This window comes from Amycolatopsis sp. NPDC043885 (assembly GCF_056435685.1).
On record NZ_JBWKEA010000003.1, the window covers coordinates 43,868 to 63,089 of the forward strand.

The 19,222-nt window shown below is 67.4% G+C and carries 18 protein-coding genes and 1 riboswitch; of the genes, 11 read left to right on the forward strand and 7 right to left on the reverse strand.

The genetic code is table 11. The annotated features are described in order from the left end of the window. Positions 1-77 precede the first annotated feature (77 nt). Both AC069I_RS13080 and rsmA read right to left on the reverse strand, forming a co-directional pair. Positions 78-1,088 carry a methionine ABC transporter ATP-binding protein gene (locus AC069I_RS13080; RefSeq protein WP_478225508.1) on the reverse strand — a complete coding sequence of 337 codons (1,011 nt, stop codon included), beginning with the start codon at positions 1,086-1,088 and terminating at the stop codon, positions 78-80. Positions 1,089-1,300: 212 nt separating this feature from the next. Next, positions 1,301-1,391, reverse strand: a riboswitch (SAM riboswitch). A 247-nt stretch (positions 1,392-1,638) separates the two neighbouring features. Continuing rightward, positions 1,639-2,475 carry a 16S rRNA (adenine(1518)-N(6)/adenine(1519)-N(6))-dimethyltransferase RsmA gene (gene rsmA / locus AC069I_RS13085; protein ID WP_478225507.1) on the reverse strand — a complete coding sequence of 279 codons (837 nt, stop codon included), beginning with the start codon at positions 2,473-2,475 and terminating at the stop codon, positions 1,639-1,641. 40 nt (positions 2,476-2,515) lie between these two features. Here rsmA and AC069I_RS13090 point away from each other — a divergent pair, with 40 nt between their 5' ends. Both AC069I_RS13090 and AC069I_RS13095 read left to right on the forward strand, forming a co-directional pair. Beyond that, entirely contained in the window at positions 2,516-3,157 is a 642-nt protein-coding gene (locus AC069I_RS13090) for a GNAT family N-acetyltransferase (RefSeq protein WP_478225506.1), read from the forward strand. Positions 3,158-3,245: 88 nt separating this feature from the next. Further along, positions 3,246-4,253: a DUF222 domain-containing protein gene (locus AC069I_RS13095; protein ID WP_478225505.1), complete on the forward strand. Its 1,008-nt coding sequence runs from the start codon at positions 3,246-3,248 to the stop codon at positions 4,251-4,253. A 58-nt stretch (positions 4,254-4,311) separates the two neighbouring features. Here AC069I_RS13095 and AC069I_RS13100 read toward each other — a convergent pair whose 3' ends face one another. The 3 genes from AC069I_RS13100 to metG all read right to left on the reverse strand — a co-directional run bounded on the left by AC069I_RS13100 (position 4,312) and on the right by metG (position 8,742). After that, positions 4,312-5,691: a transglycosylase family protein gene (locus AC069I_RS13100; RefSeq protein ID WP_478225551.1), complete on the reverse strand. Its 1,380-nt coding sequence runs from the start codon at positions 5,689-5,691 to the stop codon at positions 4,312-4,314. A 413-nt stretch (positions 5,692-6,104) separates the two neighbouring features. Beyond that, positions 6,105-6,941, reverse strand: coding sequence for a TatD family hydrolase (locus tag AC069I_RS13105; RefSeq protein WP_478225504.1), 837 nt, complete (start codon positions 6,939-6,941; stop codon positions 6,105-6,107). Positions 6,942-6,948: 7 nt separating this feature from the next. Then, positions 6,949-8,742, reverse strand: coding sequence for a methionine--tRNA ligase (gene metG, locus AC069I_RS13110; protein ID WP_457959804.1), 1,794 nt, complete (start codon positions 8,740-8,742; stop codon positions 6,949-6,951). 62 nt (positions 8,743-8,804) lie between these two features. Here metG and AC069I_RS13115 point away from each other — a divergent pair, with 62 nt between their 5' ends. From AC069I_RS13115 to AC069I_RS13135, 5 genes are all read left to right on the forward strand, one after another. After that, on the forward strand, positions 8,805-9,398 hold the full coding sequence (locus tag AC069I_RS13115) for a PadR family transcriptional regulator (RefSeq protein WP_478265499.1): 594 nt from the start codon (positions 8,805-8,807) through the stop codon (positions 9,396-9,398). An 88-nt stretch (positions 9,399-9,486) separates the two neighbouring features. Beyond that, a complete protein-coding gene (locus tag AC069I_RS13120; RefSeq protein ID WP_478265500.1) occupies positions 9,487-10,497 on the forward strand; it encodes an ATP-binding cassette domain-containing protein in 1,011 nt (336 codons plus the stop codon). After that, positions 10,487-11,251, forward strand: coding sequence for an ABC transporter permease (locus AC069I_RS13125; RefSeq protein WP_478225501.1), 765 nt, complete (start codon positions 10,487-10,489; stop codon positions 11,249-11,251). The genes AC069I_RS13120 and AC069I_RS13125 overlap by 11 nt, the downstream gene beginning before the upstream one ends. 86 nt (positions 11,252-11,337) lie before the next feature. Further along, positions 11,338-11,958: a glycoside hydrolase family 25 protein gene (locus AC069I_RS13130; RefSeq protein WP_478225500.1), complete on the forward strand. Its 621-nt coding sequence runs from the start codon at positions 11,338-11,340 to the stop codon at positions 11,956-11,958. A gap of 109 nt (positions 11,959-12,067) precedes the next feature. Beyond that, positions 12,068-13,345, forward strand: a complete 1,278-nt coding sequence (locus tag AC069I_RS13135; protein ID WP_478225499.1) for an aminodeoxychorismate synthase component I — start codon at positions 12,068-12,070, stop codon at positions 13,343-13,345. 1 nt (position 13,346) lies between these two features. On the opposite strand, the gene AC069I_RS13140 is transcribed toward AC069I_RS13135, so the two are convergent. Further along, on the reverse strand, positions 13,347-14,306 hold the full coding sequence (locus tag AC069I_RS13140) for a quinone oxidoreductase family protein (RefSeq protein ID WP_478225498.1): 960 nt from the start codon (positions 14,304-14,306) through the stop codon (positions 13,347-13,349). A gap of 177 nt (positions 14,307-14,483) precedes the next feature. On the opposite strand from AC069I_RS13140, the gene AC069I_RS13145 reads away from it, so the two are divergent. Then, complete coding sequence (locus AC069I_RS13145) at positions 14,484-14,960, forward strand: QsdR family transcriptional regulator (protein WP_478265662.1); 477 nt, start codon at positions 14,484-14,486, stop codon at positions 14,958-14,960. Here AC069I_RS13145 and rsmI read toward each other — a convergent pair. Beyond that, positions 14,957-15,793, reverse strand: coding sequence for a 16S rRNA (cytidine(1402)-2'-O)-methyltransferase (rsmI, locus tag AC069I_RS13150; protein ID WP_478225496.1), 837 nt, complete (start codon positions 15,791-15,793; stop codon positions 14,957-14,959). The genes AC069I_RS13145 and rsmI overlap by 4 nt on opposite strands. A 68-nt stretch (positions 15,794-15,861) precedes the next feature. Here rsmI and AC069I_RS13155 point away from each other — a divergent pair, with 68 nt between their 5' ends. The 3 genes from AC069I_RS13155 to AC069I_RS13165 all read left to right on the forward strand — a co-directional run bounded on the left by AC069I_RS13155 (position 15,862) and on the right by AC069I_RS13165 (position 19,186). Next, positions 15,862-17,433, forward strand: coding sequence for a dolichyl-phosphate-mannose--protein mannosyltransferase (locus AC069I_RS13155; protein WP_125674145.1), 1,572 nt, complete (start codon positions 15,862-15,864; stop codon positions 17,431-17,433). Between the two features lie 84 nt (positions 17,434-17,517). Next, the gene (locus tag AC069I_RS13160; protein ID WP_478225495.1) at positions 17,518-18,561 is read left to right on the forward strand and encodes a DUF3558 domain-containing protein; all 1,044 of its coding nucleotides are present in this window, start codon (positions 17,518-17,520) and stop codon (positions 18,559-18,561) included. Positions 18,562-18,637: 76 nt separating this feature from the next. Further along, a complete protein-coding gene (locus tag AC069I_RS13165; protein WP_478225494.1) occupies positions 18,638-19,186 on the forward strand; it encodes a hypothetical protein in 549 nt (182 codons plus the stop codon). Positions 19,187-19,222: the final 36 nt, after the last annotated feature.

Sequence of the window (19,222 nt, forward strand, 5' to 3'; positions counted from 1 at the left end):
AGAAAGAGAACGGACGGGTCGGACGCGAACGGGCCGCCCGGACGAAATTCGTCCTGAGCGGCCCGTTCGCGGAGAAATCAGGCGGCGACACCCTGCGGCCCGCGGACCGGGTGGGTCACGTGGCCGCCACGTTCGGCGATCCAGGCGAGCGCGGCGTCCGCGCGCTCACCACGCACCCCGAGGCGGAACCGGCCGACCGGCGTGTCGCCGATCCGGGTCAGGCCGCCCCCGATGGTGGCGAGTTCGACGTCGAAGCGACCGGCGGCCTCCGGCAGCAGCGCACCGACCGAGGCGAAGCCGACGAGCACGACGTCCACCGCGCGGTCGTACTTCGAGGCCTGTGCCCGCCCGGTTTCGATGGCGGGAAGCAGCGCCTGCGCGGTCCGGCTGTTCGGGTCGGAGACCAGGTCGAGCACGGTTCCGCGTTCGATGATCGCGCCGGCCTCCAGAACCGCGACGTCGTCGCAGACACGGCGGACCACGCCGGCGTCGGGAGTGGTGAGCAGCACGGTGACGCCGAGCTCGGCGCGCGCGCGGTCGAGCACGGTCAGGACCGCGCCGGACTCCTCGGGCTGCACGCCCGCGGTCGGGTCGTCGGCCAGGAGCACGGACGGCCCGGCGGCCAGCGCCTTGGCGATGGCCACGCGGCGCAGCTGCCCCGCGGACAAGTCGCCCGGTCGCTGCCCCGCACGGGGGGTGAGCCCGACCAGGTCGAGCAGGTTGCCGACCCGGTTGCGGCGCTGCGGCCCGTCGAGGCCGAGCTGCTCGAGCGGCGAAGCGATGTTGCCGGCGATGGTGCGCTCGGCGAGCAATTCCGGCTTGGTGCTCACGACTCCGACCTGGCGCCGGATTTCGCGGAGCCGGCGTCCGTCGAGTGTCCCGGTGTTGAGGCCGTCGAGACGGACGACGCCGCGGTCGGGACGCTCCTGAAGACCGATGCACCGGGCGAGGGTCGATTTGCCGGAGCCCGCCGGACCGACGACCCCGAACAGCGAGCCTGCTTGGATGTCCACGCTCACATCGCGCAGTGCGACGACGGGATTTCCGTTGAGGGGAAAGGACTTGGACAGGTTTTCGACAGTGATCACGAAGGGCTCCATGCACATGGGGCGCTGCTTCTTTCGAGCGCGCCAACCGTCACCGAGTAACCGTCCGGGAAACGAACGGATTCAGAGATAAGGGAAAGGACTCAGGCAGTAACGGTGGAGCGTCGACACGCACTTACCGTGCGGCGACCTTCATCGACGACACGTCGCCTGGTCAGCAGGAGCGGGTGGGTGACCCTGTTCATTAGGCACAGCCTCCATCGGTCCTGGCGGTAGCACCTGCCCTGTGGAGGGTGGTTGCTGCGACTTCGGCGAGCCAGGTCTCTCAGTCGCTCGGGATGGCTTATTGAGTAAAACCGATCCCACTGGATGAAAGCAAGCGCGTAGGCGCAGATCACACGTCTGGTCGCGTCCATCATACAGGATGGGAAGTCCATATTATGAGACGCCAGTAGGCGTATCTACGTCACGACAGGCGCGCTGCCTGCTAAGACGAGGTCCGCCCACGCCGAATCGAGAGGAGGAATCACGCAGGTGCGCGGCCTTGGCCTGCCGCCGTTCGCGCGGCTCCGGTCACACCTGCGACACGTGGTCAGCCGGCGGCCGCGGCGATCCGGGCGAACTGATGAACGTCCAGCTGCTCCCCGCGAGTCTTGGGGTCGATACCCGCCTTTTCGAGCAGTTCCCCCGCGCGTTCGGCGGAACCGGCCCACGACGCCAACGCGGCACGCAAGGTCTTCCGCCGTTGCGAGAAGGCGGCGTCGACGACCGCGAACAGCCGTTCCCGATCCACGGACGACACCACGTCGCCCCGTTCGAACGCGACCAAGGCGGAGTCGACGTTCGGAACGGGCCAGAACACCGCCCGGGGCACCGCGGCGACCTTGCGCGTCTTCCCGTACCAGGCGAGCTTGACGCTGGGAACGCCGTAAGTCCGGCTTCCCGGACCCGCCGCCATCCTGTCCGCGACCTCGGTCTGGACCATTACGAGACCGCTGGTCAGCGACGGCAGTTCGGCGAGCAGGTGGAGCACGACGGGAACGGCGACGTTGTACGGCAGGTTCGCGACGAGCGCCGTCGGCCGCGCGGGCAGATCGTCCGCGGTGATCCGCAACGCGTCCGCGCCGACGACCGTCAGCCTTTCGCCCCCGCCTCGTTCTGCCACGGTGCTCGGCAGCCGCCCCGCCAGGACAGGGTCGATTTCAACCGCGACGACCTCGGCGCCGGTCGCGAGCAGCCCGAGTGTCAGCGAGCCGAGGCCCGGCCCGACCTCCAGGACGACGTCCCCTTCGCCGATCCCCGAAAGGTCGACGATGCGGCGCACCGTGTTGGGATCGTGCACGAAGTTCTGACCGAGCTTCTTGGTCGGACGTACGTCCAGCTCGGCCGCCAGCGCCCTGATTTCCGCAGGACCGAGCAGTTCAGTCACCCGACGATCGTAACCAGGTCCGGTAAGCCACGATTGGCCGGTGGACGACGTCGCACTCGATGGGGAAAAAGTCCGGCTGCGCGAATGGCGCCCGTCCGACCTCGGGCCGCTCCTCGACTTACTCGATCCCGCGCGGCCTTGGCACGAAACGAACGGGCCCTACTTCGGCACCCCGACCACAGCCGCCGCCGAATCCACGGCGCGCGAACTCACCACGATCAAGTCCGATCCGCCCGATCCCCGCACCAGCCTCGCCGTGTGCGATCTGAGCGACGGAAGGCTGATCGGCCGGGTCAGCTGGTACTGGGAAAGCAGGCAGACCGACTGGCGGCGGATGGGGCTGGTCATCTACGACGAGCGGTATTGGGGCGGCGGGTTCGGCACCGAGGCCTTGCGCATGTGGACGACCTACTTGTTCTCCCGCACCGACGCGCTCCGCCTGGACTTCGCCACGTTCTCGGGTAACCCGGGAATGATCGCCGTCGGGCGACGGCTCGGGTTCGTCGAAGAAGGCCGGTTCCGGCGCGCACGGCGCTGGTCCGGCGGCGTCCACGATTCCGTCGTCTACGGGGTGCTCCGCGAGGAGTGGGCCCGGATGCATCGCCAGGGCAAGGGCCCGGCCGGATCCGACCCCACCATCCGTATGGCTTTCCGAAGCGACACGCATCCCACTCAAGGGTGATCGGCGCAGGTTCGCACCGCCGGAGCGTGATGATCATCCACCCGATCGATACCGTGCATTCGTTCGAATCTGCCTCGACAATCGAGGGATGACCAGTACAAACATTCCCAAGACCTTCCCGCTCAACCTGCCGGAAGGTGACGCCGACCTGCTTCTCGACGAGTTGCAGACGCGGCTACGCGAAGGGCGACGTCTTGTCGCCGAAGTCGGCCAGATCCTGGCCGAGATCGAGTCACGTGGGGTCCGTGAGCTCTACGGACACAACTCGATCGCCGTCTTCTACGAGCATGTGGCCCGGGTACCTCGAGCAGAGGCTCAGAGAGTGACCGGCAGAGCGCTGGCGCTCAATTCGAGACGGGCGCGCGACGGCACGTCGATCGACCCCGTCGCGCCCCTGACCGGTACTGCGGCCACCACCGGCGCGCTGGCCGAGGCCAGCATCGACCGGATCGTCACGGTCATGAAGAGGCTGCCCGAGCACGTCACCGCGAGCGCACGCCTCGAGGCCGAGGAGGGCTTGGTCGAGCTCGCCCGCGTCGCGAGACCGCGCGACGTCACGGTGGCGGGCACAGAGCTGCTCGCACAACTGGACCCGGATGGAGGACCCAAAGACGACCCCGCTCCGCAAAGGCGGCGGAGCGACTTCTGGTTGCGCCAGAAACGAACCGGCCGCTGGGACATGCGCGGCGACCTCGATGCCGAGACAGGCGCCCGCCTGAACGCGCTCCTGGTACCACGGGCCTATCCGGTCCCCGATGGAGAAGCCGACGACCGTTCGCCGGCTGAAAGACGCGGCGACGCGTTCTCAGAGATCGTCGAGCTCGCGGAAACCGGCCCGGACATCCCTTTGCCCCGGAAGAGCTCGGAGCAGGTCGCCGAGCAGTCCTCGGCTGCCGAGCCCGCCGAGGAGTCGGCAAACCGTCCTAAGCCCGCCCAGGCGCCGCCTCAGGGCCGCCAAAGCCCGCCTCACGGCGGTGGAGGTGTTCGAGAACCGTCCAGGAACGTGGCACATATACGGCCCGCGCGCTGGTGGGCGAGACTCTCGAGACCGCGAGCCGGGAACCCGGCTCATCCTCCGAAGCCCCTAACGGCCTGAAGGCCACCTTGCGGGCGAACCCACACGGTGACCTTCAGGAAAGGAGGATGATCTGGCGTCAGGCCTTCTTGCCACAGTGCGGCCAAGCGCCGTAACCGCCACGGTCCTCGCGGACCTTCTCGGCGACAGCGATCTGCTGGGCCTTGCTGGCCTGGTGCGGGTACGCGGCGTACTGGTCGCCGCCATAGGCGTCCCAGGTGCTCTTGTTGAACTGCAGGCCACCGTAGTAGCCGTTGCCGGTGTTGGCGGACCAGTTACCGGTCGACTCGCACTGCGCGATGCGGTCCCAGGCGCCGGCGTCTCCGATGACCGGATCGGCGGGCTTCTTGGTACCGACCTTGACGATCTTGGGCTTGGCCTCGGTGAGGACCTCTTCCGAGACCTTCTCGCGGCCGACCTCTTTGCCGTTGCGCTTGGTGACCTTGTAGGTCACGGTCTTCTGGCCGGGAGTGCCCGGGTCCTCGACCTTGGTCTTGCCCTTTTCGAGGTTCGGGTCGTCGACCTTCTGCTCCGGCGGCGCGATCTCCTCGTCCTGCTTGACCATGGTGACGCCGGTCCGGCTGATGTGGACCTCGGCGCCGTCGACCAGCTTGACGTCGAGACCGCCCACGGCCTCGTCGTCCGGGCCGAGGGTCATCCGGAGCTCACCGAGGAATTCCTTGGTGGTGACCGAGTTGGTCTGAACCTTGCGCGGTTCGTTCGCGCCGTCGTAGACGGTGACGTTCTTGAGGGTCTTGACCTCGACGGTGGCACCTTCGAGCGGCAGCTCGCCGTTCTGCGGGAGCGAGGTCCAAGTGCCGGCCTTGGCGAGGTCGGCACGACCGAGCTGGTTCAGCGCGTCGCCGAGGTTGGTCGCGCGGACCCAGGACTCCTGCTGCGGTGCGCCGTCGACGATCAGGTTCAGCTTGCGGCCACGCTCCAGCTTGATGACGCCGCCGTCGCCCACCTCGGCCTGAGGCGAGGGAGAGAGCGAGTCGTGCGCGCCGACCGAGAGGCCGGCGTCTTCGAGGACCTCACCGACGGTGTCGCCGAAGCTGTGGACGGTCTGCTGCTTGCCGTCGACGTCGACCGTGACGCTCTTGTTCATCGCCATCGCGGCCGCGCCGCCACCGCCGAGGGTGAGCAGCACCGCCATGACGGTTCCCTTGAGGAAACGCTTCTTCCAGACGCGGGTCGCGCTCGAGATGACCTCGTCCTTGGTCGCGGCCTTCATCGGCGCGCCCGCGGTGCGGTCTTCGGCCAGCTCGTCCGGGATGACGATCGGCGGGAGCATGGTGGTCTCGGCGCTGATGAGGCGGATCAGCTCGTCGACGTCGACGTCGATCTCGGCCATCAGGGTGTCGGCGTCGGGGCCGAGCGCGGCCAGGACGTCCTGGTGCGTGATGCGCGGATCGTCGGAGTAGTCCAGCTCGCCGTACTGAGTGTCGCGGTCGAGCACGGCAACCGAACCGGAGGAAGCGAAGGTGTTCGTCTCTGCGCCGAGGCGCGAGCCATCCTGCCTACTGCTACCAGTCACTGGGTCGTTCCCTTTCCCAAGACGTCGAGGAGCTCGACAACCACTCCACTACGTCCTTCGTCTCGATGCGCGCTTCGGCACACCTCTAGAAGTCCGACACCCCCAGCCAGCGCCATCGTCACGGTTCCAGGCCGTACCGCTCCTGGTTCCGCTTCCCCGACGTGCACTGACGTGACTGTGGGCGTAACAGCCGGAAACCGCTTGAGCGGGTCCCGACCGGCACGATCACGGGACAGTAACGAACCTCGCCGGGTTGCGCAAACACCGCCTGGAGTGTCGTGACGTTGGTCACTCATCAGAGTGGACCATTGCTGATCACTAATGTCGCAATCCGTTCAACCGGTGGTGACTGTCGGCAATCCGAAGACCCGCTCAGCGGTCGTTCGCACCGATTCGGCCACCTCGTGTACCGCCTCGCCCCTGAGCGAGGCGAGGTGCCGGACCGTGTAGGCGGCGCAGTAGGGCTCGTTCGGCCGCCCACGGAACGGATGCGGGGTCAGGAACGGAGCGTCCGTTTCGACGAGGTACTGGTCCGCCGGAACGATCCGTGCCGCCTCGTGGAGGCCGCGGGCGTTACGGAAGCTGACCGTGCCGGCGAACGAAAGCACGTATCCCGCGTCGACGCACCGGCGCGCGATGTGTTCGTCCCCGGAGAAACAGTGGAAGACGACCTCCTCGGGCGCTCCCTCTTCCTCGAGGATCCGGAGGACGTCCTCGTGGGCGTCCCGATCGTGGATCATCAGCGGTTTGCCGATCCGCTTGGCGAGATCGATATGCCACCGGAAGGCGTCCTGCTGGGCGTCGTGGGGCGAGTAGTCCCAGTAGTAGTCGAGGCCGGTCTCGCCGACCGCGACCACTCTGGACTCTTTGGCGAGACTCTCCACTTCAGATTTCTCGGGCTCGCCGAAATCCTTGGTACGCGTGGGATGGATCGCGACGGCGGCCCAGACCCGCGGGTCCCAAGTGGACGCTTGCGCGGCCCAGCGAGCGGCCGCGAGGTCGTCCGCGACGGTGATCACCCGCGAAACACCGGCGCGTTCGGCGCGGTCGACCATGGCTGTCACATCAGCCGCGGTGACCGCGCCGCACGCGTCGAGGTGGGTATGCGCGTCCACCACCGATACCGGCAATCTGTCCGGGATCGGCGGCAGTTCCTTCTTCTCCGCACCCATCAGCTGATCACTTCGAGATCGGGGCCCATTCGGGACCGGTCTCGCCGAGTTCCGGGTCCAGTTTGGCGAACAGCGGGGTCGGCTTCTCCAGCGGTTTGCCGACCTCGATCGGCACGGACTTCCAGCGTGCCTGCTCGGCCTTGTAGTCGCCGGTGATGATGGGGTTGATCCGGCCGGGGATGTCGAGGTCCTCGACTTCCTGAAGCTCGGGCTGGGCCGCCCAGACGCCCGTGCCACCGAGTGCCTCGTGCACCTTCTGCGCCGAGTGGGGCAGGAAGGGAGTCAGCAGCGTGTTGGCGTCCGAGACGACCTGCAGCGCGGTGTGCAGAACGCTGTCGCGCCGGGCGGGGTCGTCCTTGAGCTTCCAAGGCTCCTGGTCCGACAGGTACCGGTTCGCGGCGGTGACGACACGCATGGCCTCGCTCGCCGCGGCTTTGAACCGTGACCGCTGCAAGTGGGCGCCGGCGGTGTCGAACGCCTTGCGGGAGAGCTCCTTGAGCTCCTCGTCTGCGGCCGTGGGGGCGTCGGGGCGAGGAATGGCACCGACGTTCTTGTGGGCCATCGAGATGGAGCGGTTGACGAGGTTGCCCCACTCGTTGGCCAGTTCGAAGTTGGTCCGGCGGACGAATTCGTCCCAGGTGAAGTCGGTGTCCTGGGTCTCGGGTCCCGCGACCGAGATGAAGTACCGCAGTGTGTCCGGGCCGAAGTCGCGAAGGAAGTCGTGGACGTAGATGACAGTGCCGCGCGAGGTCGAGAACTTCGAGCCGCTCATGGTGAGAAACTCGCTGGAAACGATCTCGTCGGGCAGGTGCAGCTTGCCGTACTTGCCCGCCACGCCGCCTCGATCGCCTTCGCCGTTGTGGCCGAAGAGCAGCGCGGGCCAGATCTGGGCGTGGAAGGTGATGTTGTCCTTGCCCATGAAGTAATAGGAGCGGGCGTCCGGGTTGTTCCACCACTCCTGCCAGGCGTCCGGGTTACCGGTGCGCCGCGCCCACTCGACACTCGCCGAGAAATAGCCGATGACCGCGTCGAACCAGACGTAGAAGCGCTTGAGCGGCTGGTCGCGCCAGCCGTCCAGCGGGATCTTCACGCCCCAGTCGAGATCGCGGGTGATCGGCCGCGGCCGCATGTCGTCGATCAGGTTCTTCGTGAAGTTGAGGACGTTCGGACGCCAGTCGGTCTTACTGGACAGCCACTTGCCCAGCGTGTCGACGAAGGCCGTCAGGTCGAGGAAGTAGTGCTCGGTCTCGACGAACTTCGGCGTTTCACCGTTGATCCGGGACTTCGGGTTGATCAGTTCGGCGGCGTCGAGCTGGTTGCCGCAGTTGTCGCACTGGTCGCCGCGGGCGCCGTCGTAGCCGCAGATCGGGCACGTGCCTTCGATGTACCGGTCGGGCAGGGTGCGACCTGTGGAGGGGCTGATCGCGCCCCGGGTCGTCTTGGGGACGACATAGCCGTTGCGGTGCAGCGCGAGGAAGATCTGCTGCGTGACCTCGGCGTGGTTGCCCGTGGTGGTGCGGGTGAACAGGTCGTAGGTGAGGCCGAGCCCCTGCAGGTCCTGACCGATCTGGCGGGTGTACTTGTCGGCCGTCTGCTGGGAGGTCATGCCTTCTTTGTCGGCCTGGACGGTGATCGGGGTGCCGTGTTCGTCGGTACCGGACACCATGAGCACCCGGTTGCCGGCCATTCGCTGGTAGCGGGAGAAGACGTCGGACGGGACGCCGAATCCGGACACGTGGCCGATGTGGCGGGGGCCGTTGGCGTAGGGCCAGGCCACCGCGGTCAACACTGGGGTGCTCATGCTTGTTTAGCCTACGGACGTCGTCTAAGGCATTGTTGTCCGGGAGAGGATCGGAGGCCTCCGTGTCCGCCACGCGTCTGCTGGTGCTGGGTGTCGTGCGCATGTACGGGAAGGCACACGGCTACCAGGTCCGGCGCGAGCTTCTCTCGTGGGCGGCCGACAAGTGGGGCAATGTCCAGCCGGGTTCGATCTATCACGCGCTGAAGAAGATGACCACCGAAGGCCTGCTGGAACAGGTCGAGGACGTCGAGACGGGTGGCGGCCCCGATCGCGTCGCCTACAGGCTGACCGAAGACGGCGAGACCGAGTTCCTCGTGCAACTCGGCAGGGCGTTGTCGAGCGACGACGCCACCGGGTACTCGCTGTCTGCGGCGGTCACGTTCATGCCGGCCCTTCCCCGCGCTCAGGTACTTGCCCTGCTGAAGCAGCAGCTGGCGAACATGGAAGCGCACGCACAATCGACTCATTACGCCCGCGAGCACGCGGTCGACCTGGGGAAACCGCCCCACGTGAGCGAGCTGTACCGGCTGTGGAGCGCGCACGCGGAAGCGAACGTGAGCTGGATGCGGGATTTGATCGGCCGTCTCGAAGCCGGCGAGTACGCCATGGCGGGCGAAGGCGACGACGAAGCCGTGTTCGGCGCGCCGCCCAAGTAATCAAATTTGACTACGGAACGACTCCTAAGGCACAGTGCGTCCTGCCACTAGTCAAACTTGACTAGCTGGGCGCCCGAAAGGAGTAGACATGATCAAGGCACGCGGCCTTGAGCGGCGGTTCCGCCGCAAGGGCCGCAATGGGGGCGAGGTCCACGCCGTCAAAGGCGTCGATCTCGACGTGTCGGCCGGGGAACTGGTCGGTTTCCTGGGACCGAACGGCGCGGGGAAGACCACGACCCTGCGCATGCTGACGACGCTGCTCAAGCCCACCGCCGGTGAGGCGACGGTCGGCGGCTGCGACCTGCTCGCCGACCCGCTGGGGGTGCGTCGGCGAATCGGCTATGTCGCCCAGGGCGGCGGCACCGCGCCGGCGAGCAAGGTCATCGAAGAGATCGAATTCCAAGGCCGGCTGTACTGGATGAGCAAGACGGAGGCGTTCGCGCGCGGAGCCGTCCTCGCCGAACAGCTGGACCTGGCCGGGCTCGACCAGCGCACGACCGCGACCCTGTCGGGTGGTCAGCGCCGCCGTCTCGACATCGCGCTCGGGCTGATCCACTCGCCCGGTCTCGTCTTCCTCGACGAACCGTCGACAGGTCTCGACCCGCAGAGCCGGGCGAACCTCTGGGACCACATCCGGAGGTTGCGCGACGAGCAAGGTGTCACGGTCTTCCTGACCACGCACTACCTCGACGAGGCCGACGCGCTCTCGGACCGGCTGATCGTCATCGACGACGGGAAGATCGTCGCCGAAGGCACACCGGACTCGTTGAAGGCGCGGGTTTCCGGTGACAGCGTCGCCATCGGGGTCTCACCGGAATCGGCGGCCGAGACCGCGGAGGTCGCGGGCCGCCTCGAAGGGGCACACGAACTGACCGTCACCGACGGCACCGTGCGATTCCGGGTTCCTCGCGGCGACACCGCGATGCCCGAACTGCTTCGGGCGCTGGACGCGCGTGGCATCGCGATGGCGTCCATGCAGGTGCACCGGCCGACGCTCGACGACGTCTTCCTGACCCTGACGGGCAGGAGCCTGCGCGACGCCGAAGAAGGCGCGCCGGTCGACGCCGCCGCGGAGAAGGAGGCCACGCATGTTGCATGACACCTGGTTGATCTTCCGCCGCGACATGCTCGCGGCGTTGCGCAACCCGACATGGCTGGCGATCGGCATCATGCAGCCGCTGCTCTACTTGTTCTTCTTCGGACCGCTTCTGGTGAAGGCCCTCAACGCGCAAGGCCTGTCCGATGTGGACGGCTGGATGATCTTCACGCCGGCGATCATCGCGCAGCTCGCGCTGTTCGGTAGCTCATTCGTCGGGTTCGGGCTCCTCGCGGAGTACCGCTCGGGCGTGGTCGAGCGGATGCGGGTCACACCGGTGAGCCGGGTGGCGTTGTTGCTGGGCAAGGTGCTCGCCAACGCGCTGCAGACCGTCGTCCAGGCCTTGCTCATCATCGCGCTGGCGTATCTGGTCTTCGACCTGAACGCGCCGTTCGGCGGCGTCGTACTCAGCCTGGTGATCGTCTTCCTGATGTCGATCACCTTGGCATCGTGCTCGTACGCACTGGCGTTGACGCTCAAGAGCGAAGACACCTTCCCGGCTTTGCTCAACGCGGTTCTCCTGCCCCTGCTGCTGCTTTCCGGAATCCTGATCCCGATCACCGCGCGCTCGGCGCCGGAGTGGCTGTACACGATTTCCCGCATCAATCCGTTCCGGCACGTGGTGGATGTCGAGCGGAGCAGTTTCCGCGGTGACTTCTCGATGGACGCGCTGTTCACCGGGAGCGTCGTGGTGCTGGTCATGGCCGTTCTGGCCATCTGGTGGGGCTCACGGACGTTCCAACGCGAAAACGCCTGAGACACGCTGAACCGAAAGGTCACCTTGCGGCCGCTCCTCGGACGTAGGGTGACCTTTCGGTCGCACTGGGGCGAAATTCGAGGCAGGTGAGTTCGATCGATCCGGAAGGTGAGCACGGCGTCACCCTGTCCCACCGCGAGACGGTGACGGACTGGGCGGCGGTGCGTGGCGCCGACACCCGGTTCGCTTCGGTCGCCGTCACCGAAAACACCAACTGGCGGGACGTCGCGGCGGAACGCAATCTGACCGGCGCGCAGCACGCGGGTATCCACACCGGTGCACGGCACTACGCCCGTCCCGGCGCCGTCCACGACCAGGCCGATCATTTCGTGCGGACGGCGAGCGCGCTCGGCGCCTTCGCGCCCGGTTCGCTCGCGCCCGCGCTCGAGGTGGAGGCGCCCAGCGTCGACGACCGGTTCATCAAGGCGTGGATCAAGCACGTCAGGCATGCGGCGCGCGTCGAACGCGTGCTGGTGTACGCGGGGCTCGACTGCTGGACGAACCGCTTGCACCCGGACAAGTGGGCGGACAGCGAAGTGGTGTTGTGGCTGGTCAGGCACAACGAAATCCCGGGAAGGCCGGGATGGTTCCACTCGCGATTGGGCCTGCATCAGCACGGTTTCGGTACCGGTCTGCCCGGTGTGGACGGACCGATCGCGCAGGACACCGTGGTCTACCCCTTCAAGCTCACGGATGTGCTCTTGTAGTACCCACTGCGTGACGACGGGTGTGCACGATGTCACCGCGCGGTCGCGGATCTCACTTTCCGGCCGACACGGGTTGCCTTTCCGGCTATCCGGACGGTGACAATGTCGCGTGCGGTTGATGTGCGGGAGGCTGCGGACGGACGTCGGGCCCGAACGGGCACTGGCGGTCCTCGGGGTACGCGCCGGGAAGCTCGGACTCGCACCGCCCGCCGCGCTGTGCGGAGAGTGGTTCTCATCGCGCGCGGTCATCGCGCTCAACGCTTCCCTGGCTCCTGTCCGGGACGTGGCGGAAGCATTCGCGATCCCCACCCGGCTGCCTGACATTCGCGACGCGATACCCGGCGCGGTCGGGGGCGGCTGGTTCGGTTACCTGGGTTATGACTTGACCGATCCCGCCGGCCGGTCCGGCGCGCTTCCTCCGGCTGCCTGGGGCTGGGTCGACAGGGTGCTGCGGCTGGACGCGGACGGTACGTGGTGGTTCGAAGCCCTGGTTCCCGACGACGCCCCGGATCCGGTCGACGAAGTGGCCGCGGTGGAATCCGCCCTTGCCGAGGTTCCCGAAGCGACGGCTTGGAGTTCCGGCCCGTTGTCGCGTCCGCTTCCCTCGGAGCACTACGACGCGGTCAAAGCCTGTGTGCACGCGATCGAAGCCGGAGAGCTGTTCCAGGCGAATATCTGCGCTCGCTTCAGCGGGAAGTTCACCGGCGACCCGATCGCGTTGTTCGCCGAGGGTGCACGTCGTCTGGGAGCACGCCGGGCGGCGTTCCTCGGCGGCGACTGGGGCTCGGTCGTGTCGTTCTCCCCCGAGCTTTTCCTTGCCAGGCATGGGCGGCACGTCCGGTCGACGCCGATCAAGGGCACGCTGCCGCGGCGGAACGCCGCCGACGCGCATCTCGCGCAGCGGCTGCGGGAATCCACCAAGGACGTCGCCGAGAACGTGATGATCACCGATCTCGTCCGCAACGATCTCGGGCGGGTGTGCGCCACCGGCACCGTACGGGTTCCCGAACTGCTGGCGGTCCGGCCCGCGCCGGGGGTCTGGCATCTGGAGTCCACTGTGGAGGGATTTCTCGCCGACGACATCGACGACGCCGCACTACTGGCGGCCACCTTCCCGCCGGGCTCCGTCACGGGCGCGCCGAAGATCCGCGCGCTGGATCTGATCGCCGCTCTGGAGCCGGCCGCGCGTGGCGTCTACACAGGCGCGATCGGACTCGCTTCGCCGATCGCCGGGCTGGAACTGAACGTCGCGATCAGAACCTTCGAAATCCACGAAGACACGATCGAGCTGGGAGTCGGCGGCGGGATCACCGCCGACTCCGACAGCGAAGCGGAATGGCAGGAATGCCTGCACAAATCCGCCCCGCTGGAGCGCCTGCTCGGCTGAACTACTTGGTGGGATCCAGCAGAAGCTTGCCCATCGTGCCGCGCGAGCGCAGGGCCTCGTGGGCGGCGCGCGCGTCGGACAGCGCGTACTCACCGCCGGCGATGGCGCGGACCCGGCCGGCGAGTGCCAGCTCGAAAAGCTCGTCGAGCGTGCGCCCGAAGACGTTTCCGGGGAGTTTGAAGGCGTGCGGCAGCCACATCCCGGAAACGGTGGTGCTGTGCCCGAGAAGGTTGCGGGCTTCGATCGGCTTCGGGTTCTCGCGGCTGGCCATGCCGTAGAACGCGAGGCGGCCGAACGGCGCGAGGGCCGCGATGCTCTGGTCCGTGACCGTGCCACCGGTCATGTCGAGCACGATGTCGACACGCTTGCCGCCGTTCGCCTCACGAAGGGCGTCCGTCATGTTCCCGGCGCGCGAATCGATGGCGACATCGGCGCCGAGTTCGAGGGCGAGGGCACGTTTCTCGGCGCTGCTGGCGGTCGCGATGACCCGGCCCGCTCCCCAGGCTTTCGCCAGCTGCACGGCGATGGAACCGACCCCGCCCGCGGCCGCGTGCACGACGACGGATTCGCCGGCTTCGAGGTGGGCGCTCTTGCGCAGCAGGAGCGAGGCGGTGGTGCCCTGGACGATGAAGGAGAGCGCGGTCAGGTCATCGACGCCCTCGGGCACCTCGAAGCTGGTGACGTCGTCGGCCACCGCTCGCTCGGCGTAGCCGCCGCCACCGTTGAGCAGCGCGACGACACGCTTGCCGTCCGCGGTGCGGCCGACGATCTCGCCGCCGGGCACGAGCGGGAGCTTGCTCGGAGCGAGGTACGAGTTCTCGGCCTGGTGCGTATCGGCGTAGTTGATGCCGATCCGGTCGACCTCGACCAGCCGCTGGCCTGGGCCAGGGACGGGATCGGGGAGGTCGACGAGGTTGAGCACCTCGGGTCCGCCGAACTCGGTCACCTGTACTGCGCGCATCCGCATCCTCCTCGTCGGGATGAGACATTCTTGCATATGTCTCAGGCGTGAGACATGTCGTGATATGTTTCACTCATCGAAACCCCACTCGAACGCCAGCTGACCTCGTCGCGCCCGGACGCCCTGCGCGCGTTCACGATCGCGCGCGCCCGGTTTCTGGAAGGGCGCCGGGTGGACATGGGTGAACTCGCCGGTGAGCTGGGGATCAGCCGGGCCACCCTGCACCGGTGGGTCGGCGGCCGGGATCAGCTGCTGGGCGAGATCCTGTGGTCGATGACCGTCGAGGTCTTCGAAGCGCGGGCTTCCGGCAAGCTCGGCCGCGGCGCCGAAGGGATCGCGGACCTCGTCGGCACCTTCGTCCGGACCGTGAACGGCTCGAAACCGTTCCGGGAGTTCCTGCGCAACGAGCCCGAGCGGGCGCTGCGGATCCTGACGACGAAGGCCAGCGTGGTGCAGAGCCGCGCGATCGCGAAAATGCGCCAGTTCCTCGACGAGGAGGTCACGGCCGGGCGGCTCACCCCGCCGCTGCCGGTCGAGGACCTGGCCTACCTGCTGGTGCGGATCGGCGAGTCCTTCATCTATACGGACGTCATCACCGGCGCGGAGCCCGATGCCGCGAAGGCACACGCGGCCGTGACGGCCTTGCTGTCCTAGCTCTTGCGGGACGCGAGCACCGCGTCGTAGAGCTCCTTCTTCGACACTCCCGCGGCCTCGGCGACCTCGGCGGCGGCGGACTTCAGGCGTTCACCTGCCGAGACACGCGACGCGACCTCCGAGACCAGGTCTCCGACGCTCACCGAACGCGGCGGCGCGCCCGCGAGGACGACGGTGATCTCGCCCTTGACCCCGTCGGCGGCCCAGGCCGCCAACTCAGGCAGATTGCCGCGTTTGACCTCTTCGTAGGTTTTGGTCAGTTCGCGGCAGACGGCGGCGCGACGGTCGGGCCCCAGGACCTCGGCGGCGTCGGCGAGCGTGCTCGCGAGACGGTGCGGAGATTCGAAGAACACGGCCGTGCGGAGCTCGTCCTTCAGCGAACCGAGCCATTTCGCGCGTTCACCGGGTTTGCGCGGAGCGAACCCTTCGAAACAGAAACGGTCGCAAGGCAGGCCGGACAGCGCCAGTGCCGTGGTCACCGCCGACGGGCCGGGCAGGCAGGTCACCGGCACATCCGCCTCGACGCAGGCCGCCACCAGGCGGAATCCGGGATCCGAAACACTCGGCATACCGGCGTCGGTCACCAAGACCACTGTCTCGCCCGACTGGAGCGATTCGAGCAGTTTCGGCAGGCGAGCCGTCTCGACGTCCTCGTAGAAGCTGACGACGCGCCCGACCGGCGAGACGTCGAGAGCCGCGGTGAGGGAGCGCAGGCGCCGCGTGTCTTCGGCGGCGATCACGTCGGCCGTCGCGAGGGCTTCGGACAGGCGCGGCGAAGCGTCGCGGACGTCTCCGAGCGGGGTGGCTGCCAGCACGAGGCGTCCTTCGGTCATTCCCGAAGGTTAACCGGTTCGCAGATCCGGACACCGAGTTCACTCTTCCGCCCGTAGGATCATGCCCCGTGACCGCACTGCTGACCCGGGACAACGAGAGCGTGCGGCCGGATCCGGTCGACGCGCTCAGGCCACCGAGTGACCGGGAGGCCACCCTCCTCGGCCGCGGCATGCCGACCGATCGCCTGCGCGGCTGGATCGTCACGCTGGTGCTGACGCTCATCGGCGGCATCGTCCGGATCCAGAACCTGGGAACGCCCACGGACAAGGGCACGCCCGTCTTCGACGAGAAGCACTATGTCCCCCAGGCGTGGCAGATGCTGCGCAACGGCGGTTACGAGGACAACTACGGCTACGAGCTGATCGTCCACCCGCCGCTGGCGAAGCATCTCATCGCGATCGGCGAATGGCTGTTCGGCTACAACGCCTGGGGCTGGCGGATCATGCCCGCGCTGGCGGGCACGCTGATCGTGTTCCTCACCATCCGGATCGCGCGGCGCCTCACCCGCTCGACCCTGCTCGGCGCGGTCGCGGGGATCCTGGTGATCAGCGACGGCGTCCTGCACCTGCAGTCCCGCATGGGGATGCTCGACATCTTCATCGCGTTGTTCGTCCTCGCCGCGTTCGCCTGCGTGCTGTGCGACCGCGACCAGGTGCGGCAGCGGCTCGCCGTTGCCGTCCGCGAAGGCTGGATCGACGAGTCGCGGTTCGGCCCGAAGCTGGGTTTCCGCTGGTGGCGGTTCGCCGGCGGCCTGATGATCGGGCTGACCTTCGGCGTCAAGTGGTCGGCGCTCTACTACATCGCCGCGTTCGGCCTGCTCACCGTCTTCTTCGACGTCGCCGCGCGCCGGGCCGCCGGGGTGCAGCGGCCTTGGGTCGGCACGCTGCGCCGCGACGTGCTGCCGGCGCTGTGGGCGATCGTCGTCATCCCGATCCTGGTGTACCTCGCCTGCTACTGGGCCTGGTTCGCGAGCGAGACCGCGACCGACCGCAACTACGTGGCGATCAAGGACATCGATCCCGGTTTCTGGGCCTGGATGCCGCCCGCGTTGCGGTCGCTCGGCGACTACACGATGAACGTCCTCGATTTCCACGCGAACCTGGTGACGCCCAAGGACAAACCGCATCCATGGGAGTCGAAGCCGTGGACCTGGCCGATGGGCCTGCGGCCGATGCTCTACGCGTACGCGGGCGGTACCGACGCGACCGGCTGCGGCGAGTCGACCTGCGTGCGGGCGACGATGCTGATCGGCACACCCGCCATGTGGTGGCTGGCCCTGCCGATGCTCGGCTGGAGCGTGTGGCGGTCGGTCTTCCGCGCGGACTGGCGCTACGCCGCCGTGCTCGTCGGTTACCTGGCCGGGTTCCTGCCGTGGTTCACCAACCTCGACCGACAGATGTACTACTTCTACGCGACGCCGCTGGCGCCCTTCCTGGTACTCGGGCTGACGCTGATCCTCGGGCAGATCCTCGGCAGCGCGAAACGCGGTTTCGAACGACGGGGCACCGGCATGCTCGTCGTCGCCCTCTACGTGGGTCTCGTCGTGGCCAATTTCGCCTGGTTGTGGCCGATTCTCAACGGCAACGCGATCACCAACGATCACTGGAACGCCGAGTTGTGGCTACCGTCCTGGAAGTGATCACGACCGGTTGAGCGAAGACCCAGCGAGACGCCCGGAAGCGACTTAGACTCCCGTCCGAATTGAGGATTTCTGGGGGTAGTCATGTCTCGTTGGCCGATTTTCGTGGCCGTCGCCCTGCTGCTCACCGGGTGTTCCGGCGCCATCGACGGGAAGGCTTTCCGCGAGGGCTCGGCACCGGGTGCGAGCGACGCGAAGTATCCGCGGTACGAGCCGCCCGCCGACGGGTCGGGTTTCAGTGATCAGGTACTCGACCAGCCGCTGGCCCTGCCTGTGCAGCAGGGCGAGGAAGGCTGTGACTGGCTGGAGTCGATCAAACCGGACCTCCAGCCGCTCGGTCTCGTGAGCACGAAGGGCGTGCTCAGCGGATGCCAGTTCGTGTTCCCGGACAACAAGGGCGCGCAGGTGCACGCCTACAGTCCGTACAGCTGGATCACGCAGGACTCCCCGGTGATGGAGCCGGTGGAGATCGCCGGGATCAAAGGCCGGACGTACGCCTTCGACCCGGAACCGGCGACGTTCTGTTCGGTCAACATGGACGTCCGCGCCTACGCTTCGATCGCTGTCGATGCCTACGACGTCGACAGCGACGAAGCGGGCACTCGTGCCGAACACTGCGAGCTGGCGAAGAAGGTCGCCGAAGTGGTGCTGAAGAAGTTCGTCCCGCTCGCCGGAGGCAAACCGGCGCCGAGCACCGTTCAGGAGCCGGCTGCCGACGCCCTGAAGAACGCCGACATCTGCGAAGTCGTCAAGTTCACTCATACGAACTACGCCGGGATCAACGCGGGCCGCGAAGGCGCTCAGAAGGGCGAAGGGCCGCTCGGGCCGACCTGCACTCACGAAGTCGCCTACGCGAAGGCCGTCGGGATGTACACGAACGGCACAGGCGGTCTCGAAGCCGTGCCTCCGAAAGCGGGCGCGGAGGTACGGAACGGACAGTTCGGCACCTTGAAGGCCAGGTTCGAGCAGACCGCGGAGTCCTGCGCCCTGAGCGTCCAGCTGGGCAACGGCCAGGTCGTGCAGGTCGACTTCATCGGCAAGAAGAAGGAAGCGATGCCGCGGACCTGCGTCTCCGCTCAGCTCATCTTGTCGGTGTCGATACTGGCTCTGATCACCGGCGATTCCTGATTTCCCGATTCAAGTGTGACACTTGGTCGACAGTTGTTACTCTCCCCTGGTCGGCAGCAGTCCTACAGGGGGCATCATGACGATCCGACCGCTCGTAGCGGCCTGCGCGGCCGCGGCGTTGTTCTTGATCGCGGGGTGTGAGGAGCAGACGCCGGGCGCCGCGTCGCCGCAGTCTTCGGCCGTTCCGAGCACCTCGGAGGCGCCGGCCGGCACCGCACAGCCCAGTTCGTCGAAGCCTTCGGCGATCGCCTCCGAGGTGACCAAACCCGCCACCGGCGGCGCGGTGGCGCACACGCCGGACGGAGCCGCCGACGTGATGGAGGAGTATCACCACGCTTTGGGCGACAAGGACCTCGACACCGTTTGCCGGATCACCGCGCCGGCGTTCGACGGCGGGATGAAGGAATGCCGCAGCCTCACCCCGGTGCAGTTCGGGATGCTCTCGGCCGACGACGCCAAGAAGCTGAAGGCCACCCGCGTCGACCGAGCGAAACTGCAGAGCAAGGGACCGGACAAGGTCGTCGTGCCGCCGGGCGCGATCAGCCCGCAGATCGCCATGATGGCCGCCGAGCCCAAGACGTTCACCATGGCCTGGCGCGGCGGGACCTGGGTCGTCATCGACTGACGGAGAGCAAGGGACCTTTGCTGTCGTTGGTTAGTG

Excerpts from the sequence above, each read along its gene's own strand:
- AC069I_RS13095 (WP_478225505.1), top strand. The coding sequence starts at position 3,246 with ATGACCAGTACAAACATTCCCAAGACCTTCCCGCTCAACCTGCCGGAA.
- AC069I_RS13105 (WP_478225504.1), bottom strand. The coding sequence starts at position 6,941 with ATGGGTGCGGAGAAGAAGGAACTGCCGCCGATCCCGGACAGATTGCCG.
- metG (WP_457959804.1), bottom strand. The coding sequence starts at position 8,742 with ATGAGCACCCCAGTGTTGACCGCGGTGGCCTGGCCCTACGCCAACGGC.
- AC069I_RS13120 (WP_478265500.1), top strand. The coding sequence starts at position 9,487 with ATGATCAAGGCACGCGGCCTTGAGCGGCGGTTCCGCCGCAAGGGCCGC.
- AC069I_RS13125 (WP_478225501.1), top strand. The coding sequence starts at position 10,487 with ATGTTGCATGACACCTGGTTGATCTTCCGCCGCGACATGCTCGCGGCG.
- AC069I_RS13140 (WP_478225498.1), bottom strand. The coding sequence starts at position 14,306 with ATGCGCGCAGTACAGGTGACCGAGTTCGGCGGACCCGAGGTGCTCAAC.
- AC069I_RS13145 (WP_478265662.1), top strand. The coding sequence starts at position 14,484 with ATGGGTGAACTCGCCGGTGAGCTGGGGATCAGCCGGGCCACCCTGCAC.
- rsmI (WP_478225496.1), bottom strand. The coding sequence starts at position 15,793 with ATGACCGAAGGACGCCTCGTGCTGGCAGCCACCCCGCTCGGAGACGTC.
- AC069I_RS13160 (WP_478225495.1), top strand. The coding sequence starts at position 17,518 with ATGTCTCGTTGGCCGATTTTCGTGGCCGTCGCCCTGCTGCTCACCGGG.
- AC069I_RS13165 (WP_478225494.1), top strand. The coding sequence starts at position 18,638 with ATGACGATCCGACCGCTCGTAGCGGCCTGCGCGGCCGCGGCGTTGTTC.